Annotated in this window: 17 protein-coding genes; 6 read left to right on the plus strand and 11 right to left on the minus strand. The window is 71.5% G+C overall.

Annotation, left to right across the window (positions count from 1 at the left end):
- Positions 1-51 precede the first annotated feature (51 nt).
- From FH609_RS19920 to FH609_RS19930, 3 genes are read left to right on the plus strand one after another with little or no spacing between them, the layout of a single operon-like run.
- On the plus strand, positions 52-408 hold the full coding sequence (locus FH609_RS19920; RefSeq protein WP_139674992.1) for a DUF742 domain-containing protein: 357 nt from the start codon (positions 52-54) through the stop codon (positions 406-408).
- Positions 386-1012 carry a GTP-binding protein gene (locus FH609_RS19925; RefSeq protein ID WP_139674989.1) on the plus strand — a complete coding sequence of 209 codons (627 nt, stop codon included), beginning with the start codon at positions 386-388 and terminating at the stop codon, positions 1010-1012. Before FH609_RS19920 ends, FH609_RS19925 begins: the two co-directional genes overlap by 23 nt.
- A complete protein-coding gene (locus tag FH609_RS19930) occupies positions 1009-2202 on the plus strand; it encodes a cytochrome P450 (protein WP_139674986.1) in 1194 nt (397 codons plus the stop codon). The genes FH609_RS19925 and FH609_RS19930 overlap by 4 nt, the downstream gene beginning before the upstream one ends.
- A gap of 52 nt (positions 2203-2254) precedes the next feature.
- Here the strand turns inward: FH609_RS19930 and FH609_RS19935 are convergent, their stop codons facing one another.
- The gene (locus tag FH609_RS19935) at positions 2255-2689 is read right to left on the minus strand and encodes a PIN domain-containing protein (RefSeq protein WP_139674984.1); all 435 of its coding nucleotides are present in this window, start codon (positions 2687-2689) and stop codon (positions 2255-2257) included.
- Complete coding sequence (locus tag FH609_RS19940; protein WP_139674981.1) at positions 2686-2925, minus strand: ribbon-helix-helix protein, CopG family; 240 nt, start codon at positions 2923-2925, stop codon at positions 2686-2688. The genes FH609_RS19935 and FH609_RS19940 overlap by 4 nt, the downstream gene beginning before the upstream one ends.
- A gap of 148 nt (positions 2926-3073) precedes the next feature.
- On the opposite strand from FH609_RS19940, the gene FH609_RS19945 reads away from it, so the two are divergent.
- Together FH609_RS19945 and FH609_RS19950 are read left to right on the plus strand one after the other, a co-directional pair.
- Positions 3074-3715, plus strand: a complete 642-nt coding sequence (locus FH609_RS19945; protein ID WP_405379164.1) for an HAD family hydrolase — start codon at positions 3074-3076, stop codon at positions 3713-3715.
- Positions 3716-3778: 63 nt separating this feature from the next.
- Positions 3779-4960: a helix-turn-helix domain-containing protein gene (locus FH609_RS19950; protein ID WP_139675068.1), complete on the plus strand. Its 1182-nt coding sequence runs from the start codon at positions 3779-3781 to the stop codon at positions 4958-4960.
- 279 nt (positions 4961-5239) lie between these two features.
- Here FH609_RS19950 and FH609_RS19955 read toward each other — a convergent pair whose 3' ends face one another.
- The 3 genes from FH609_RS19955 to sigJ form a co-directional block, all read right to left on the minus strand.
- Positions 5240-6310, minus strand: a complete 1071-nt coding sequence (locus FH609_RS19955; RefSeq protein WP_226961825.1) for a methyltransferase — start codon at positions 6308-6310, stop codon at positions 5240-5242.
- 54 nt (positions 6311-6364) lie between these two features.
- Positions 6365-7939: a class I adenylate-forming enzyme family protein gene (locus FH609_RS19960; RefSeq protein ID WP_139674974.1), complete on the minus strand. Its 1575-nt coding sequence runs from the start codon at positions 7937-7939 to the stop codon at positions 6365-6367.
- Positions 7940-8156: 217 nt separating this feature from the next.
- Entirely contained in the window at positions 8157-9110 is a 954-nt protein-coding gene (gene sigJ, locus FH609_RS19965) for an RNA polymerase sigma factor SigJ (RefSeq protein WP_139674970.1), read from the minus strand.
- Positions 9111-9323: 213 nt separating this feature from the next.
- Here sigJ and FH609_RS19970 point away from each other — a divergent pair, with 213 nt between their 5' ends.
- Positions 9324-9698, plus strand: coding sequence for a DoxX family protein (locus FH609_RS19970; protein ID WP_139674967.1), 375 nt, complete (start codon positions 9324-9326; stop codon positions 9696-9698).
- 220 nt (positions 9699-9918) lie between these two features.
- Here the strand turns inward: FH609_RS19970 and idi are convergent, their stop codons facing one another.
- The 6 genes from idi to FH609_RS20000 all read right to left on the minus strand — a co-directional run bounded on the left by idi (position 9919) and on the right by FH609_RS20000 (position 15620).
- Positions 9919-10491, minus strand: coding sequence for an isopentenyl-diphosphate Delta-isomerase (gene idi / locus FH609_RS19975; protein WP_139674964.1), 573 nt, complete (start codon positions 10489-10491; stop codon positions 9919-9921).
- 98 nt (positions 10492-10589) lie between these two features.
- Positions 10590-11486, minus strand: a complete 897-nt coding sequence (locus FH609_RS19980) for an aromatic prenyltransferase (protein WP_226961826.1) — start codon at positions 11484-11486, stop codon at positions 10590-10592.
- A 143-nt stretch (positions 11487-11629) separates the two neighbouring features.
- A complete protein-coding gene (locus FH609_RS19985; protein ID WP_226961827.1) occupies positions 11630-12682 on the minus strand; it encodes a class I SAM-dependent methyltransferase in 1053 nt (350 codons plus the stop codon).
- Positions 12679-13845 carry a DegT/DnrJ/EryC1/StrS family aminotransferase gene (locus FH609_RS19990; RefSeq protein WP_139675060.1) on the minus strand — a complete coding sequence of 389 codons (1167 nt, stop codon included), beginning with the start codon at positions 13843-13845 and terminating at the stop codon, positions 12679-12681. The genes FH609_RS19985 and FH609_RS19990 overlap by 4 nt, the downstream gene beginning before the upstream one ends.
- A 5-nt stretch (positions 13846-13850) precedes the next feature.
- Positions 13851-14453, minus strand: a complete 603-nt coding sequence (locus tag FH609_RS19995; RefSeq protein WP_139674957.1) for a cupin domain-containing protein — start codon at positions 14451-14453, stop codon at positions 13851-13853.
- A gap of 99 nt (positions 14454-14552) precedes the next feature.
- Complete coding sequence (locus tag FH609_RS20000) at positions 14553-15620, minus strand: type III polyketide synthase (RefSeq protein WP_193318112.1); 1068 nt, start codon at positions 15618-15620, stop codon at positions 14553-14555.
- Positions 15621-15936 lie beyond the last annotated feature (316 nt).

Here is a 15936-nt window from a genome sequence, read left to right on the forward strand (position 1 = left end):
CGGCGCCGGGTCGGCAGCCGCCCGGGCCGAACCGGATGCCGCCGGCAGGCCATGAGCCGTGCGCCGCGCCGCCGGCTGGTCCCCGCCTACCTGGTCACGGGCGGCCGTCAGCCCACCTCGCGCCCCGACCTGGACCGGCTGTCCGTCCTGACCCTGGTCGAGGCGCCGGAGCCCGGGGCGGAGATCGGGCCCGAACACCGAAGGCTGTGCGCGCTGTTGGAGCCCGGTTCCCTGAGCCTGGTCGAGTGCGCCGCCCATCTGGGGCTGCCGGTCAGCGCCACCGTCGTGGTGGCGGCCGACCTGATCGAACGCGGCCACCTGCACGCGCGGGGGCCGGTGCCCCGGGCGCAAGAGATTGACCGTTCGCTCGTGGAGAGGCTTCTCGTTGGACTCCGCACCCTCCGTTGACCTGGTGGGATACCTGCCAGCCGGCGGACAGACCCTGATGAAGCTGGTGGTCACCGGCCCGTTCGGGGTGGGCAAGACCACCCTGATCCGCACCCTCTCCGAGATCCCTCCCCTGCACACCGAGGAGGCGATGACCGCCTCCAGCGCCGGACACGACGACCTCGCCGGCGTGCCGGAGAAGTCGACGACCACCGTCGCCGTCGACTTCGGCCGCCTCACCGTCCCCGGCGAGTTGGTGCTCTACCTCTTCGGCACCCCGGGACAGGAGCGGTTCTTCCCGCTCTGGGAGGACATCGCGCGCGGCGCGCTGGGCGCGCTGGTGCTCGCCGACACCCGGCGGCTCGGCGACTCGTTCCCCGTGATGGACATGGTGGAGGAGCAGGGCCTGCCGTACGCCGTCGCCGTCAACCGCTTCCCCGACGCCCCCGCCTACGGCGACGAGGTGCTGCGCAAACACCTCGACCTGCACCCCAGCACCCCGCTGGTGCAGTGCGACGCCCGCGACCGGCACAGCAGCGTCGAGCCGTTGATCGCGCTGGCCGAGCACGTGCTGACCCGACTGCCGGAGGACCGGCCATCACACCCCGAAGAGGACCGGCCATGACCACAGCGACACCGCTCGCCCTCTACGGCCCCGACTTCGCCGCCGACCCGGCCGCCCACTACGAGCGGCTGCGCGCCCACGGACCGCTCGCCCCGGTCGAGTTGGCGCCCGGCGTCGAGGCGCTGCTGGTCATCGACTACCAGGCGGCGCTCGACCTGATGCGCGACACCCACACCTTCTCCAAGGACCCCCGCGCCTGGCAGGCGACCGTGCCGCAGGACTCGCCGATCCTGCCGATGCTCGGCTACCGGCCCACCGCGCTCTTCAGCGACGGCGAGACCCACGCCCGCTACCGGGCGGCCATCACCGACAGCCTGGGCCTGATCGAACCGCACGTCCTCCAGCGGCAGGTGGCGCACGCCGCCCAGCGGCTGATCCGGGAGTTCGCCGCCACCGGCACCGCCGACCTGGTGACCCAGTACGCCCGGCAGCTGCCGTTGCACGTCTTCAACAGCTGGTTCGGCGTGCCGGAGGAGGACAGCGAGCGGCTGGTCAACGGCATCGCCGGGATGGTCAACTCGGCGGGCAACGCGGCCGCCGCCTACGCCGACCTGGTCGCCGTCGTGACCCGGCTGGTCGCCGACCGCCGTGCCCGGCCGCGCCGCGACCTGGTCTCCTGGTTCATCGCGCACCCGGCCGGCCTGGAGAACGACGAGGTCATCCGGCAGATCACCCTCACCATGAGCGCCGGGCACGAGCCCAGCACCAACCTCATCGGCAACGCGCTGCTGCACATGCTGACCGACCCGCGCTACGCGGGCTCCCTCTACGGCGGCGCGATGACCGCGCACGAGGCGATCAACGAGGTGCTGTGGCAGGACCCGCCGATGGCCAACTTCTCGGCGCACTACCCCCGTTACGACACCGACTTCCACGGCCGCCGGCTGCGCGCCGGCCAGCTGCTGCTGGTCTCCTACGCCGCCGCGAACCTCCAGTCGCGGCCCGAGGTCGGCCACGACCTGCCGCGCTCGGGCGAGAACGCGCATCTGGCCTGGGCGGCCGGCCCGCACGGCTGCCCGGCCCGCCAACCGGCCCTGCTGATCGCGATCACCGCGATCGAGCGGCTGACCAGCCACCTCACCGACCTGGAACTGACCTGTCCCCCCGCCGACCTGATCTGGCGCCCCGGCCCCTTCCACCGCGCCCTGACCGCCCTCCCGGTCCGCTTCACCCCCCTGACGGGGCTGTGAGGCGGCCGCGCCTCACGTGATCCGTCGAGTCGCCACCGCTCCCAGAGCGTGGTCACAGATCGTCCGGGAGAAGACGGAACGCGTGACTGCCGGTGAGGGGAGCGATGGCCCGGAAGTCTCGGCGGTCGAGGGTCAGGACCACCTCGGTCTCGTATGACTCCGCCACCACGACGTTGACCGCGTCGGCGAGGTCGATCCGTAGTCCGGCGTAGCGGTTCTGCACGCGACGAGCCGTGCGCAGTGTGGCGGCGGACACGGCGGGAACGGCGACGCGGCCGGTGCGCTCCTGCTCCAGCAGCCAGTCGTTGATGGCCAGGGCCGCACGGCGGTCGACGTTGCGCGTGACGACATGCTCGATCTCCAGGATCACCAGCGGTGACACCACGGTCAGTGCGGCCTGGCGCATGGCCCGACGGGCCGCTTCGTGTTCCGGGGCAGCCACGTTGAGGGCGGCGATCAGCCCGGAGGTGTCCCCGACGATGATCACTCGGCGTCCGCCACACCGTCCGAGACCGCGCGGTCGATCTCCTCGGGCGAGAGAGGAGCGCCGAAGTCCAGGCGTGGAATGTCCCAGTCCTCCGCCCAACGTCGGGTCCGCAGCGCCGCCACGTGGAACGCCTCCCGGAAGTACTCCGACTCCGGCCGTCCCTCCCGGGCGGCGGCCTCCTTGATCAGCGCGAGATCCTCTTCGTCGACCATGACGGTCGTCTTCTTCAGAGCCATAAGGTTATGGTACCCGCGCCATAACTGAGCGCTCACCCAACGACGAAAGGCCCCGCCGGGGGCCCCGCCCCGTCGAGGTCGCCGCCCCCGCCCAGCTTGACAACGGCCAGCCAGGGCGGTTTGTCGTGCCTCCGCGCTGTGCTTCGTGATCAGATGCGTGGCGCTCGACATCGGCGAGACCCTGACTCGTGACGACCGGTACTGGGCGGCATGGGCCGACTGGGTAGGGGTTCCTCGCCACACGCTCTCCGCGCTGGTCGGAGCCGTGGTGGCGCAGGGCCGCGACAACGCGGACGCGCTCCGACTCATCAGGCCGGGCATCGACCTGGCGGCCGAGTACAGCGCGCGCGAGGCGGCTGGCCAGGGCGAACGCCTGGAGGAGGCCGACCTCTATCCGGACGTGCGGCCCGCTCTGGCGGAGTTGCGCTCCGTCGGCGTGCGGGTTGTGGTGGCCGGGAACCAAACGACGCGGGCTGGGGCGTTGTTGCGAGCGCTGGACCTGCCCGTGGACGCGATCGCGGTGTCCGCCGACTGGGGGGTAGCCAAGCCCAGCACCGACTTCTTCGTTCGGGTCATCGACCTCGCCGCCGTCCGGGCCGAGGAGATCCTCTACGTGGGCGATTACCCGCAGAACGATGTCTATCCCGCGCGGAGTTCGGGCCTGATGACCGCACATCTGCGGCGCGGCCCGTGGGGGCATCTGTGGGCGGACATCCCAGAGGTGCGGGCAGCGGCGGACAGGTCGATCTCCGGTCTGGACGAACTGGCGGGCATTGTCACGACCGGGTGAAACATGTACCCGGGCGTGATCGCCCGGGTACCGTTCGGAGTGGATTCGCCGAACGGAGCCGGGATGCCGCCACCAACGGCGCTGGAGGTAGGGCGCCGTATCGCCCACCACCGGCGCATCGCACGCATGACGCAACAACAACTCGCAGACGCAGCAGGACTCGGAGCCGGCACCCTTCGGAAGATCGAAAGGGGCGCCCGGGGCGCATCGGACGCTGTCCTTGACGCCATCGCGGACGCCCTCGGGATCGACGTGACCCGTCTGCACCGGGACCCGGACCGTGCAGCGGACCGCGTCCACGATGCCATGCCCACCCTCCGCGCCGTCCTGGCCTGTTGGGACGACCCCGACGACGGACCGGTGCGCTCACTCGCGGAACTCCGCGCGGCGGTCGCCGAGTCGGCTGCGCATCGGCTCGGCGCCCAGTACCTGCGGATCATGCGCACGGGGCCGGGTCTCCTCGTCGAGCTGCTCCGCACCCTGCACGCCACCCCCGCAGGCGGCCGGCAGGAACTCGCCCGGCTCGCGGTAGCCGCTTGCCGGTCGGTGGACGCCGTCGCCTACAAGTACCGGGCGCTCGACGCCTCCGGCCGACTGTTGGACCTGATGCGGTCGCTGACACCGCTGGCCGACGACCCGATCACGAACGCGACGGTGGCATACGTGCGAACGGAGGCGTTCTTCGCCGGCCGGGCGCACGCCGCCGGGCTGCGAGCGCTGGAACGCGCGATTGACGCCGCGCTGCCGCCGGCCAGCGCGCCAACCGCCGCCGCCCGCGCGGCGCTTCACATGCGAGCAGCCGTGATCGCCGGCCGGGCCGCCGACCACGATGCGGCCACCGAACACATGCGGCACGCGGAGGAATTAGCGGATCGTGTGCCCGAGGGGGTCTACGACGGGACCGCCGTCGGCCCGGACTCGGTGAGGATCCACGAGGTGTCGCTGGCGGTCTCGCTCGGGGATCGGGCGCTGCCGCGAGCGCTGGAGATCGCCCGAGAGTGGGCGCCACCGAAGTCCATGCCAGCCGAGCGGCGAAGCGCGTTCTACATCGAGCTGAGCCGCGCCCAGCTTTGGGCTGGGCAGCCGGCGGACGCGTTCGAGTCACTGAAGGTGGCGCGCCGGATCGCGCCCCAACACGCGCGCGAGCACCGGTGGGTGCGCGAGGACGTGGCGACGCTGCGGCGCCTCCGGCGGGCGGACGCGGAGAGCCTGAGCGCCTACGCGGAATGGTGCGGCGCCGGCTGACCCACGGTGGGTCAGAAATGCCCCTCCCGCGACGACGGCTCGGACCGAGGAGGGCGCGCGGCTGTGGGCGGCGAGCGAACGGCTCACCGGCGTCCCCTTCGACATCGGAACCGGGGCCGCCGCCCAGGGTCCGTCCCGCGCGCCCCCCGGGACGCCCCCCAACGACGAAAAGCCCCCGGCGGGGCCCCGACCCGTCGGGGTCGGGGCCCCGCCGGGGGCGGGGGTGGGGCGCGGAGGCGGGTGGGTCAGGTCGGCCGGTGGGTCAGGTCGGCCGGTGGGTCACCTCTCCTTGGTCGCGCTCAGCAGCGCCGGGATCGGGATCACGTCGTTGGGGATCTCCGCCGGGTCCTTGCTGATCGCCTGGGTGACGGTGAAGCCGCACTCCTCTAGCCACCGCCGGTAGACGGACAACTTCTGCGGCCCGCCCTGGCCCATCGTGGCGCCGATGAAGAACGCCGGGAAGAAGTCCACGTTGTAGTTGTCCGTGTCGTGGATGTCCTCCGGGTACACCGGCACCATCACATGGAGCTGCCCGCCGACCTCCAGCGTCCGGTGGACGCCCTTGACGATGCGGAAGACGTCGTCCCGGTCGAACATGTCCAGGAAGTGCTTGATCAGCACGACGTCGAAGCCGGACGGGATGCCCTCGAAGACGTCGCCGCCGATGAACGAGCAGTGGTCCGCCACCCCGTGGGCCCGGAAGTTGGCCAGGGCCTCCTCCTCCTTCTCGGGCAGATCGAAGGTGGTCACCTTCAGACCGGGCGACTCCTTCATCTGGTAGGTGTGGATCGCCCCGAGACCGGTGTTGCCCGCCAGGTCGAGGACCCGGGAGCCGGCGGGGATGTCCACGTTCTCGAAGAACCACGGGTCGATTCGCGCGGTGACCGTGTCCATCAACGTGGCCCAGGACTCCCGCAGATCGCGGTGCTCGGCCACCGCGCCGTAGAGCGTGCCCTCCGCCCCGTACAGCTCCTTCAGCCCGACCAGCGTGCCGGTGCGCGCGCTCTCCGTCAGATAGAACAGCTGCCGCAGCGCCACCACCTTGATCATGTTCATATAGGTCAGCGCGCGCCGCAGGTCGCGCTCGGGAACGTCGGCCAGCGCGTCCAGCGTGTAGCCGCCGGTCCGCTCGTCGCAGGCGACCATCCGCTCCTTGACCAGCAGGAACAGCAGTTGCTCCACCGCGTCCGGCTTGACGCCCACGGCCTCGCCGAGTTGGGCGGCGGTCTGGCCCGGCTTCTTCTGGATGGCGTCGACGATGCCCAGCTCGAAACAGGACAGCAGGGTCATGAAGCGCGCCGGCCCCACCATGTACTCGCGGAAGCGCGCCAGCGTGGCCTCGGGTGTCATCAAATCGGTCCCTTTCGAGTGGCTTGTCGCGTTGGTTGTTGCCATGGCCGCGCCTCAGCCCCGCTGTTCCTGGAGCCGGCGGGACAGCTCGATCCGCTTCACCTTCAACGTGGCGGTCCTGGGCAGTTCGGCCTGCGGGATCTGCACCGGCTCGGCCAGCTGCGGGAAGTCGACCACAGCGGCGCGCCACCGCTCGCGGTCCAGCGGCCGGTCGTCGGTCACGCAGACCACCGGCACCGGCTCCGACTTCGGGCCCGGCACCACGACCAGCTCGCTCAGCTCGTCCAGCTTGCCCAGCACCAGGTCCTCGACCTCCAGGATGCTGCGCACCCCGGGGATCATGTCGACCTCGCGGTCGAGCATGTGCAGACAGCCCAGCTTCGTGCGGTAGCCGACGTCCCCGGTGCGCCACCAGGCGCCGTTCCGGTTCTCGTCGTAACGTTCCTGCTCGCCGTGGTAGGTCTTCGCCAGCCCGTCCCAACCCACCTCGATATAGCCGGGGTTGGTCTCCGAGACCGGCCCGCCGTTCCGGCTCACCAGCCGCACCTTCGCCGAGCCCGGCCAGGGGAAGCCCACGCAACGGCCGTCCGCCTCGTGCGCCGTCCCCTTGAAGTAGGGGCGGCCGACGGCCGGGCCGACCTCGCTCTGCCCGTAGATCTGGAAGAAGATCGGAGCCTTCCGGTCAGAGGCGTTCAGCAGCCGGCTCATCGTGCGCGGGTGCATCGCGTCGAACGTGCTGCTGAAGCACTTCACCGAGGAGAACGGCCGGCGCGGGTCGTCCGTCAGCGGCTCCCACTCCATCAGCGAGTTGGGCAGCGCCTCGACGAAGCCGGGACGGTGCTTCAGGAAGAGCGAGGCGACCTGCTCCGGGTCGGACTCGTTCATCAGCAGGACCGGGATCTCCTTGAGCAACGCCAGCGACATCGCCGCGAACATCCGCGAGTGGACGAACGAGATGTGGATCGCCACCGTCTCCCGCATCCGGGTCATCGACAGCAGGTGCCACTGCGGGGTGAGCCGGGTGCCCATGGTGCGCGGGGTGTGCACCACCAGCTTCGGCAGGCCCGTGGTGCCCGAGGTGTGGGTGATCATCGCGGCCTCGTCCATCGGCCGCACCCGCGCCCGCACTCGCTCGGCGCCGGCCAGTTCGGCGAGCGAGACCGCGCCGGGGCGCTCGCCGGAGATGATCAGCACCCGCTCGGTCAGCTCGGCCAGCGGCACCTCGCTCATCCCGTCCAGCTTGGCGACGTCGGTCAGCAGCGTCGCCCGCTCCAGCCGGCCGAGCAGGGCGCCCACGGTCGCGGGGTCCAGATGCGGCGAGAGCATCACCGGGATCGCGCCGACCCGCGAGGTCGCCGTGGCGAGAATCCACACGTCGAAGTTGGCGCTCTTGTGGATCGCCACATGCGCGCCGGGGCGCACCCCGGCCGCCCAGAGCCGGCCGGCCAGGTCGTCGACGTGGTCGGCGAGTTCGGCGACCGTCAGCCGACGGCCGGCCTCCGGCAGCACGTGCAGGTCGTGGTCGAGGGTGAGCAGCGTCGCGCTGTTTCTGGCGGCGGCCCTCTCCGGCACGAGGCCGAGATGAAGACCGCGCTTCCGTATCGCCTTGTGGATGGACAAGCCCTTCATGGTTGCTGTCTCCCTGTCGGTGTGCGGTGGACCTGCGGGACGGCGCGGGCGTGCGGGCACGGGCGTGCGGGCACGGGCGTGCGGGCGCGGGCGTGCGGGCGCGGGCGTGCGGACCTGCCGGCCCCGCCCGGCCCGCCGGGCAGGGGTGGCCGGGTGGCCTCTCGGAGGCGGGGCGTCGCCGGCGGTCCTCGGGTGTCGGAAGGGGGGCGGGGGGCGGTCAGTCCGTCCAGAGCCTGAGCTTCTCCGGGTTGCGCATGGCCCAGATATGGGTGATCCGTTCGCCGACCACCTCGATGGCCAGCACCACCACGAGTTCGTCGCCCTGGAGGGCGACCAGCCCGGGCTGGCCGTTGACCGTGCGCGGCAGGATGGTCAGGTCGGGCGCGCGCTCCGCGATGTCGACGAAGACCCCGGCCACCCGCTGGTCGCCCTCGACCGGGCGCGGCTCGGCGCTGGCGATGCCGCCGCCGTCGGCGATGGTGGTGACCTCCGGGTCGAGCAGCCCGATCAGCGCCCCGATGTCCTTGGCCTCCCACGCCTGCTTGAAGTCCCGCACCACGTCGGTGCGTTGAGCGGCCGAGGGGGCGCCGGGCGCGCGGCGGGCGCGGATGCGGCGGCGGGCCGAGGACGCCAACTGGCGGCAGGCGGCCGGGGAGCGGCCGACGATCTCGGCCACCTCGGCGAACGGGTAGTGGAAGACGTCGTGCAGGATGAACGCGACCCGCTCCGCCGGCGTCATCGACTCCAGCACGACGAGAAACGCCATGTTGACCGACTCGTCGAGGGTGACCCGGTCCGCCGGGTCGACGGCCGCGCCGCCCGACCGCCCGTCGAGCCACTCCGTGCGGTCCGGCAGCGGCTCCGGTATCCACTCGCCCACATAGCGCTCCCGCCGGGCGCGGGCCGAGCCGAGCAGGTCGAGGCAGACCCGGCTGGCGACCCGGGTCAGCCAGGCGCCGGGGGAGGCGATGGCCGCCCGCCGCTCGGCGGACATGGCGTACCAGCGGGCGTAGGTCTCCTGCACGACGTCCTCGGCGTCGGCCAGCGAACCGAGCAGCCGGTAGGCGACGTTGATCAACTGCCGCCGCTCGCGCAGCACGTCGCGCAGGTCGGCCTCGTCCAGGTCCGCCTCGCGCAGGGCGTTCCCCGGCTCGCCGTGAGTGGTGCTCATCTGGTCCCCAACTCCCTTGTGCGCGCGGTCGGTTCGGCGCGCCGCCGGGTGGCGGCCCGCCGTCGCCGCGCACCCCACCTCACATTACGGGGAGCCACCTCGTCAGTACCTGTGACCGTTTCGGTTCCCCCCGCCCTGGCCGGAGCCGGACTCCGGTCACCCCGTCGGCTTCGTGCCCGAAGCCGCTCACGTCCCGAGCTGAGGAGAACCGTCATGAACGTCGCCCTGTGGATCGTCGCGAGCGTGCTGGCCGTGGCCTTCCTGGCCGGCGGGGCCATGAAGCTGGTCCAGCCGAAGGAGAAGCTGGCGGCGTCCGGCTTCGGCTTCGTGGAGGACTTCAGCGACAACGCGGTCAAGGGCATCGGCGCCGTCGAGATCCTGGCCGGCATCGGGTTGATCCTGCCGGCCGCGCTCGACATCGCGCCGGTGCTGGTGCCGTTGGCCGCCGTCGGGATCGTGCTGCTGATGATCGGCGCGATCGTGGTCCACGGCCGGCGCAAGGAGACCCAGTCGATCGTGGTGAACGTGATCCTGATCGCCGTCGCCGCCTTCGTGGCCTGGGGGCGCTTCGGGCCGCACTCCTTCTGACCTTCTGACGCCCGACCTGACGCCTTCGGCGCCTCTTTCGACCATCTCGGAACGGCCGGCCGCCGCCCGACCCCCCGCGGGCGGTGGCCAGGCCGCCGCCCGACCCCCGCGGGCGGCGGCCGGGCCACGCGGCCCAGGACCGGCACCCCGGTCCTGGGCCGCGTCACTTCGTCGAACGGGCCGCGCCGCCTCCACGAACGGGCCGCGCCCGGCGGGCCGTTCAGTCCGTGGCGAGCGCCGCTGCCGCCGGCAGCCGGCCGGCCGCCTCGGTAGCCACCCGCAGCACCCCGCCGAACCAGGGCGCGTAGCGGTCCGGCTCGTCGGCCAGCTCCCGCCGCAGCCGCTCCGGCGCGACCCAGCGGACGTCGGCGACCTCCTCCGGGTCCGGGCTCAGCTCCGTGCCCACCGGCACCCGGCCGACCAGCACATGGTCGTACTCGTGCTCGACCCGGCCGGTCGCCGGGTCCTCCGCCCGGTACACATACACGCCGGCCCGGTGCAGCGGCGCCCCGCGCACCCCGATCTCCTCGACCAGCCGGCGCGCGGCGTCCTCGACCAGCGTGTCCCCGGGCGCCGGATGGCCGCAGCAGGCGTTGGCCCAGCGCAGCGCGAACCGCGTCTTGACCGCCGCCCGCCGCTGCACCAGCACGCGGCCCTCCTCGTCCAGCAGCAGCACCGAGAACGCCCGGTGCAGCTGCCCGGGCGCGGTGTGCGCCTCGGCGACCGTGGTGGACCCGGTGGCCACCCCGTCCGCGTCGACCAGCTCCACCAGCTGCGCTTCCCGACTGACCATCGCGGGTCACCCGCCTCCCGTGATCCGGGCGGCGCGGCGCCGGCCGGAGTCGAACACCAACAACGGCAATTCCCAGACGTCTTCCGACAGTTGAATGGCTATGCGCCGCCTTCTTCGGAGTCCGACAACAACATGACGTTCAGCATCTGAGCCCGCCACTGATAGTACGCCTGGACTTTGTGGTACTCCCCGTCGGGCGCCGAGGTGATGGCATAGACGGACCTGCGGTCGTCGCCGTCGTGCGGATAGTGGTGCAGGAAATGCTCGATCTTCGGCTCTATCGCCACCGGGAGGGTGAACGGGTCGGGCGTCATCACCGCAAAGCAGATACGTTCGATTTTCCGGGAATCCCAGCCGACCGTGGTGTAGATGCCGAACGCCTCCCGGCCCAGCCGCAGCAGCCGTTCGCTCGGCTCGGGTAGCCCGATCTCCCGCAGCAGCGTCCGCATCCCTTCCGGCTGGAAGCACTCGGCGGGCGCGTGGGCGAAGTAGGTGTTCACCGTGCGGTGCCGGTAGTCGATCCCGACCAGGCTGACCCGGTCGTGGAGGCCGTGCCGGGTGAAGAAGTCCAGGTTCTCGCCGAGCGCCGGCGGCGCCGAGGGCAGCTCGGCGAGCGGGGCGAGGCCCTGGAGGTCGTCGGCGGGGAAGAACGACCAGGTCTTCTTGAATCCGCCGACCACGCCGAAGTCGATTCCCGAGGTGTCGATCGGAAAGTTCCGGTGGATCTCGCCGAGGAACGCGCCCACCGGGTGGTCGGTCTTCGCGGTCAGGTCGTTCGCCAGGGCGATCGCGTAGGGATCGGTACTCGCGGGAAACATCGTGAACCGGCAGTCCAGGTCGCCCGCGTTGCGCGCGCCGGTGGCCACCCGGAACGCGATGACGGAACGCGCGAGTTTGTCCTCGTAGGCCGTGAGGATCGGCCAGACCTTCGCACGTTCGCAGGGCACGTCCAACAGCCCGGCGGATTTCTCGATATCGGCGTAGATGCGCGCCAACGCCGCGCTGTCGGCGGTGTTTTCGGGGCTTTCGGGGCTTACCGGTCCAACGGCGCTTACGGCGCTTTCGGCGGGTTGGGACATGCGTCCTCCAGGTGTCGCGGTGAACGGGCCGCGTGACGGGTGCGGGTGAACGGGCCCCGTTACCGGGCGAAGACCAGGGTGGCGGGCGAGGGGGTCGGCTGGAACGTGATGTCCGAAAAGCCGGCCTTGACCAGCCAGGCGTGGTAGTCCGCGCGCCGCCAGGTCCCGCCCCGCTTGCTCTTGAGCAGCATCTCCGAGGCGAAGATCAACGGGAACGGTGGCCCGCCCCGGTCGTCGTCCACGACGTAGTCGCAGATCACCAGCGTGCCGCCGGGCCGCAGCGCGGCGCGGAGCCGGGTGAGGATCGCGATGTTCTCCTCGGGGCCCTCCTGGTGGGCGATGTGGGAGAACACCGCGACGTCGTGCGCGGCCTCTCCGAAGTCGGTGGTGTGCAGGTCGCCGTCCACGCACGTGAAACGGTCGGCGACGCCGCGCTCGGCCACCAGCCGGCGGGCGATCTCGTTGATCGGCGCCCAGTCCAACTGGGTCGCCCGCGCCTCGGGGTTGAGGCCCAGCCAGATCGCCGAGTAGATGCCGGAGCCGCCGCCCACGTCGAGGATCGAGATCGGGCCGGCGCCGGCCAGCCCCAGCTTCTCGGCGGCGATCTCGGCGACCGGCACCGACTGCGCGGCGATGGCCGGAACGACCTCCGCCCAGTGCGGGTTGTCGGCCACCTCGGTGGCCGCGTCCGCCACCGGGCCGCCGACCCGGACCACCTCGGGCAGGTCCACCATGGCGCCCATGTGCGCCAGCTTCAGCCGGGCGAAGCTGCTGAGGTCGGCCGGCCGGCCCCTGACCAGGAACGTGGCCGCCTCCGGCGAGTTGCGGTAGCCGCCCTCGCCCAGCTCCACCAGGCCCAGGCTGACCAGCCCGTCGAGGAGGGTCTGCGCGCCGCGCTCGGAGATGCCGGCGCGGGCGGCGAGTTCGTCGGCGGTGCCGGCACCGGCGTCGAGGTGGGTGAAGAGGCCGTGGGTGGCGGCGGCGCCCAGGATGCCGGTGGCCCAGTAGCCGTTGATCAGCCGCATGATGCCGTCGGGCGTCGGCCGGTCCTTCGTCCCCGGCCGGCCGTCCCGGCCGTCCCGGCTGTCAGGGGTGTCGTCGAGATCGCTCATGCGTTGTCCCTCGTGTGGTTGGCCAGCGCGCTCCGCAGCGCGGTCACGACCCGCTCGACCTGCTCCCCGGTCAGCTCGGCGTGCATCGGGATGGCGAGGTTCCGCGCGAACAGGTCGGCGGAGACCGGGCACTTCTGGTCGGTCCCGTAGACCGGCTGGAGGTGGGAGGCCCAGGTGCCGTGGCCGCAGCCGATGCCCTGGCCGCGCAGCTCGGCCGCGACCGCCGCGCGGTCGACGCGCGGGTCGAGCGTCACCATGTACGACTGCCAGGCGTGGGTGCGGTCATCGGGCACCTGCGGGAGCGTGACCAGCTCCTCGTCGGCAAGCAGCTCGCCGTAGCGCGCGGCGACGGCGGTGCGGCGCTCCAACAGCTCGTCGATGCGGCCGAGTTGGACCTGGAGGATGGCGGCGGCGATGTCGGAGAGCTTGTAGTTGTAGCCGATCTCCGTGAAGACCGGGATCGGCAGGCCGACGACCTGCGCCTGGTCGAAGATGCTGCCGATGCCGAACGAGGAGCGCACCCGGGCGTCGGCGGCCAGCTTGGGGTCGGCGGTGAGCAGCGCGCCGCCCTCGCCGCTGCTGGCGCCCTTGCGGCCGTGGAAGGAGAGGCAGGCCACGGGCGCCAGGGCGCCGGCCGGCCGGCCCCGGTAGGTGGCGCCGACGGCGCAGGCCGCGTCCTCGACGACGAAGAGGCCGTGCCGGGCGGCGATCTCGTTCAACTCGTCGTAGTCGGCCGGGAGTCCGACGGTGTCGACGACGATCAGGCCGACCGTGCGCGGGGTCACCAGGTCGGCGACCGACTGCGGGTCGACGGTGCCGGTGTCGGGCCGCACGTCGGCGAAGACCGGGGTGCCGCCGACCCAACGCACGGCGTGCGCCGGCGCGGGAAAGGTGAAGTCGGCGACGATCACCTCGTCGCCCGGGCCGACGCCGAGCGCCAGCAGGGCGAGGTGGAGGGCGGCGCCGCAGTTGCTGGTCGCGACGGCGCCACCGACGCCGTAACGTTCCGCCAGCTGGGCTTCGAGCGCCTTGCCGCGCGGGCCCTGGCCGGCCGGCCAGCCGGAGGCGAACACCTCGGCGACGGCGGCGAGTTCGGCCTCGCCCAGGCTGGCGTGCACCAGGTCGATGGGCTCCGGCGGGTTGCCCGGGTCCGAGGAGAACATGGTGGTCACCGCGCGACACGCTCCGTTCCGGTCGTCGTTCCGGCCGTCGCCCGGTCGGCGGGCGGGGCGTCGCTCGACGTGGCAGGCGGCGCCGGCGGCTCGAAGCGCAGCGGCGTGATCTGGGTGACGTCGTAGCGATCGCGAAGGTCCTGCACGGCGTCCCTGCTGGGGGAGCCGCCGGCGTCGAAGATCTGGCAGATCTCCTCGAAGTACTTCTCGTGGTCGGGCGATGGCGCGCTCTGGAAGAGCATCCGCGCCGGCTGGTCGGTCGGGTTGCGGAACGCGTGCGGCGTGCCCGGCGGGACGAACATGCAGGCGCCCGCCGTCGCCCGCACCACCCGCTGGCCCTCGGGGGACTCCCAGTCGTGCCAGGAGTCCTCGGTGCGCTTCAGCGGCTCGAAGGCGAAGAGTTCCAACTCCCCTTCGAGAACGTAGAACAGTTCCTGGGAATGGAGGTGGGAATGCGCGCCGACGTCGAATCCCGGGGGGACCACGACCTCGAAGACGGATATCGAGGAGCCGTCGGCTGCGGTGACCTTGAACGTCACCTCCTGCATGGGGGTGATCAGCTTTCGCCCCTCACCGGGCGGGACTATGAGACCGGTCATGCGAATGCGTTTCCTGTCGTCGGTGTGGGATGTCGCGTGGGGCGGGGGACCTGGCGGCCAGGCGCGCGCCCCGGAGGATGCCGCGTTCAGTTGCCGCATTCAGTCCAGGGCGCCCGGCAGGTCGAGTTTCCAACGACCCACCGCCATCTCGGCGGTGATGCCGGGGCCGAATCCCGCGATCACGCCGGTGGCCTCCGGCATCGGCGTGTCCTCCTCGAACAGCCGGCGGAGCGCGTCGAGTACGACGGCGCTGGCGATGTTCCCGTATTCGGTGAGGGTGGCCCAACTGTGCCGGAACATCTTGCGGTCGACGTCGAGGAACCTGCTGAGGTCGTCCAGAATGCGCGGCCCGCCGGCGTGGATGATGTAGAAGTCGAGGTTCTGGATGTCCCAGCCGTGGTCGGCGGCGAGTTCCCGCAGCACGGGTGCGAGCGGCTCCATCGTTCCCGGGACCCTGCGGTCCAGTTGGAAGTGGAATCCGGTGTCGCGCACGGCGTAGGAGATCCAGTCCTCGGTGTGCGGAATGAGATACGAGGCGTTCCGCTCCAGGGAGATTCCGGTGCCGCCCCTGCCCCGCACCACGGCGGCGGCTACGGCGTCACCGAAAAGGCCGTCGGACAGCAGGGAACCGATGTCGTCGTCCGTGGGCTGGTAGCACAGCGAGCACAACTCGCAGGAGACGATGAGGACATTGCCCTCGGGATAGGCGGTCAGAAAGTCATGGGCCCGGTTGATCGCGGAGCCGCCGGCCGCGCAGCCCAACTGGGCGATGGGTATCTGACGGGTGTCGGAACGGAATCCCATGGCGTTGATCAGCCAGGCGGTCAGCGATGGCATCGTGAATCCCGTGCAGGACACATAGATGATCGCGTCGATGTCCCGTGCCGTTAACGCGGCGTTCGCCAGGGCCTGTTCGACGACCTCGGGGCAGCGCTTCCTCGACTCGACCTCGTAGACGCGGTTGCGTTCCTCGAAACCCGGGTGCTGGAGCGTCTTTTCGATGGGCTGCACGATGTGGCGCTTCCGCACCCCCGTGTTCCTGATGAGCCGCAGGGCCAGGGGAAGCTGTGGCTTCCCCGCGTGGACCTCCTCGGCGAAGGCCAGCGTCTCCTCCATGGTGATGACGTGTTCCGGCACACTCACCGACGGCTTGCAGAGCCTTGGCATATCGAGAATCTACTTTCTGTAGAGTTTCCTTGGAATCTGCCTTCTCCGCGTGAAGTTTTTTCTCGCAGGTCTCTCGGTGCTGGTCGGTCGGCGCCCCGATGGGTGTGGGGCACGACCGGGTCGAGGTGGTTTCGGGTCGGTCGAGGTGGTCGGGAGGGAACGAGGCACGGCGAAGCGGCGGTTGGCTCGGCGCACGCCGCCGCAGGCGGGAACCGCCGGCCGGCCGGCGGGTGTTCGCACAGGTCAGCGGCATGAGAAACGCCGCAGGCGACGGGAGTCTGCCGGCGGCGGATGCGACGGATCGGGAGGGACCGGC

This window comes from Streptomyces sp. 3MP-14 (assembly GCF_006334905.2).
GTDB lineage: Bacteria > Actinomycetota > Actinomycetes > Streptomycetales > Streptomycetaceae > Streptomyces > Streptomyces triticirhizae.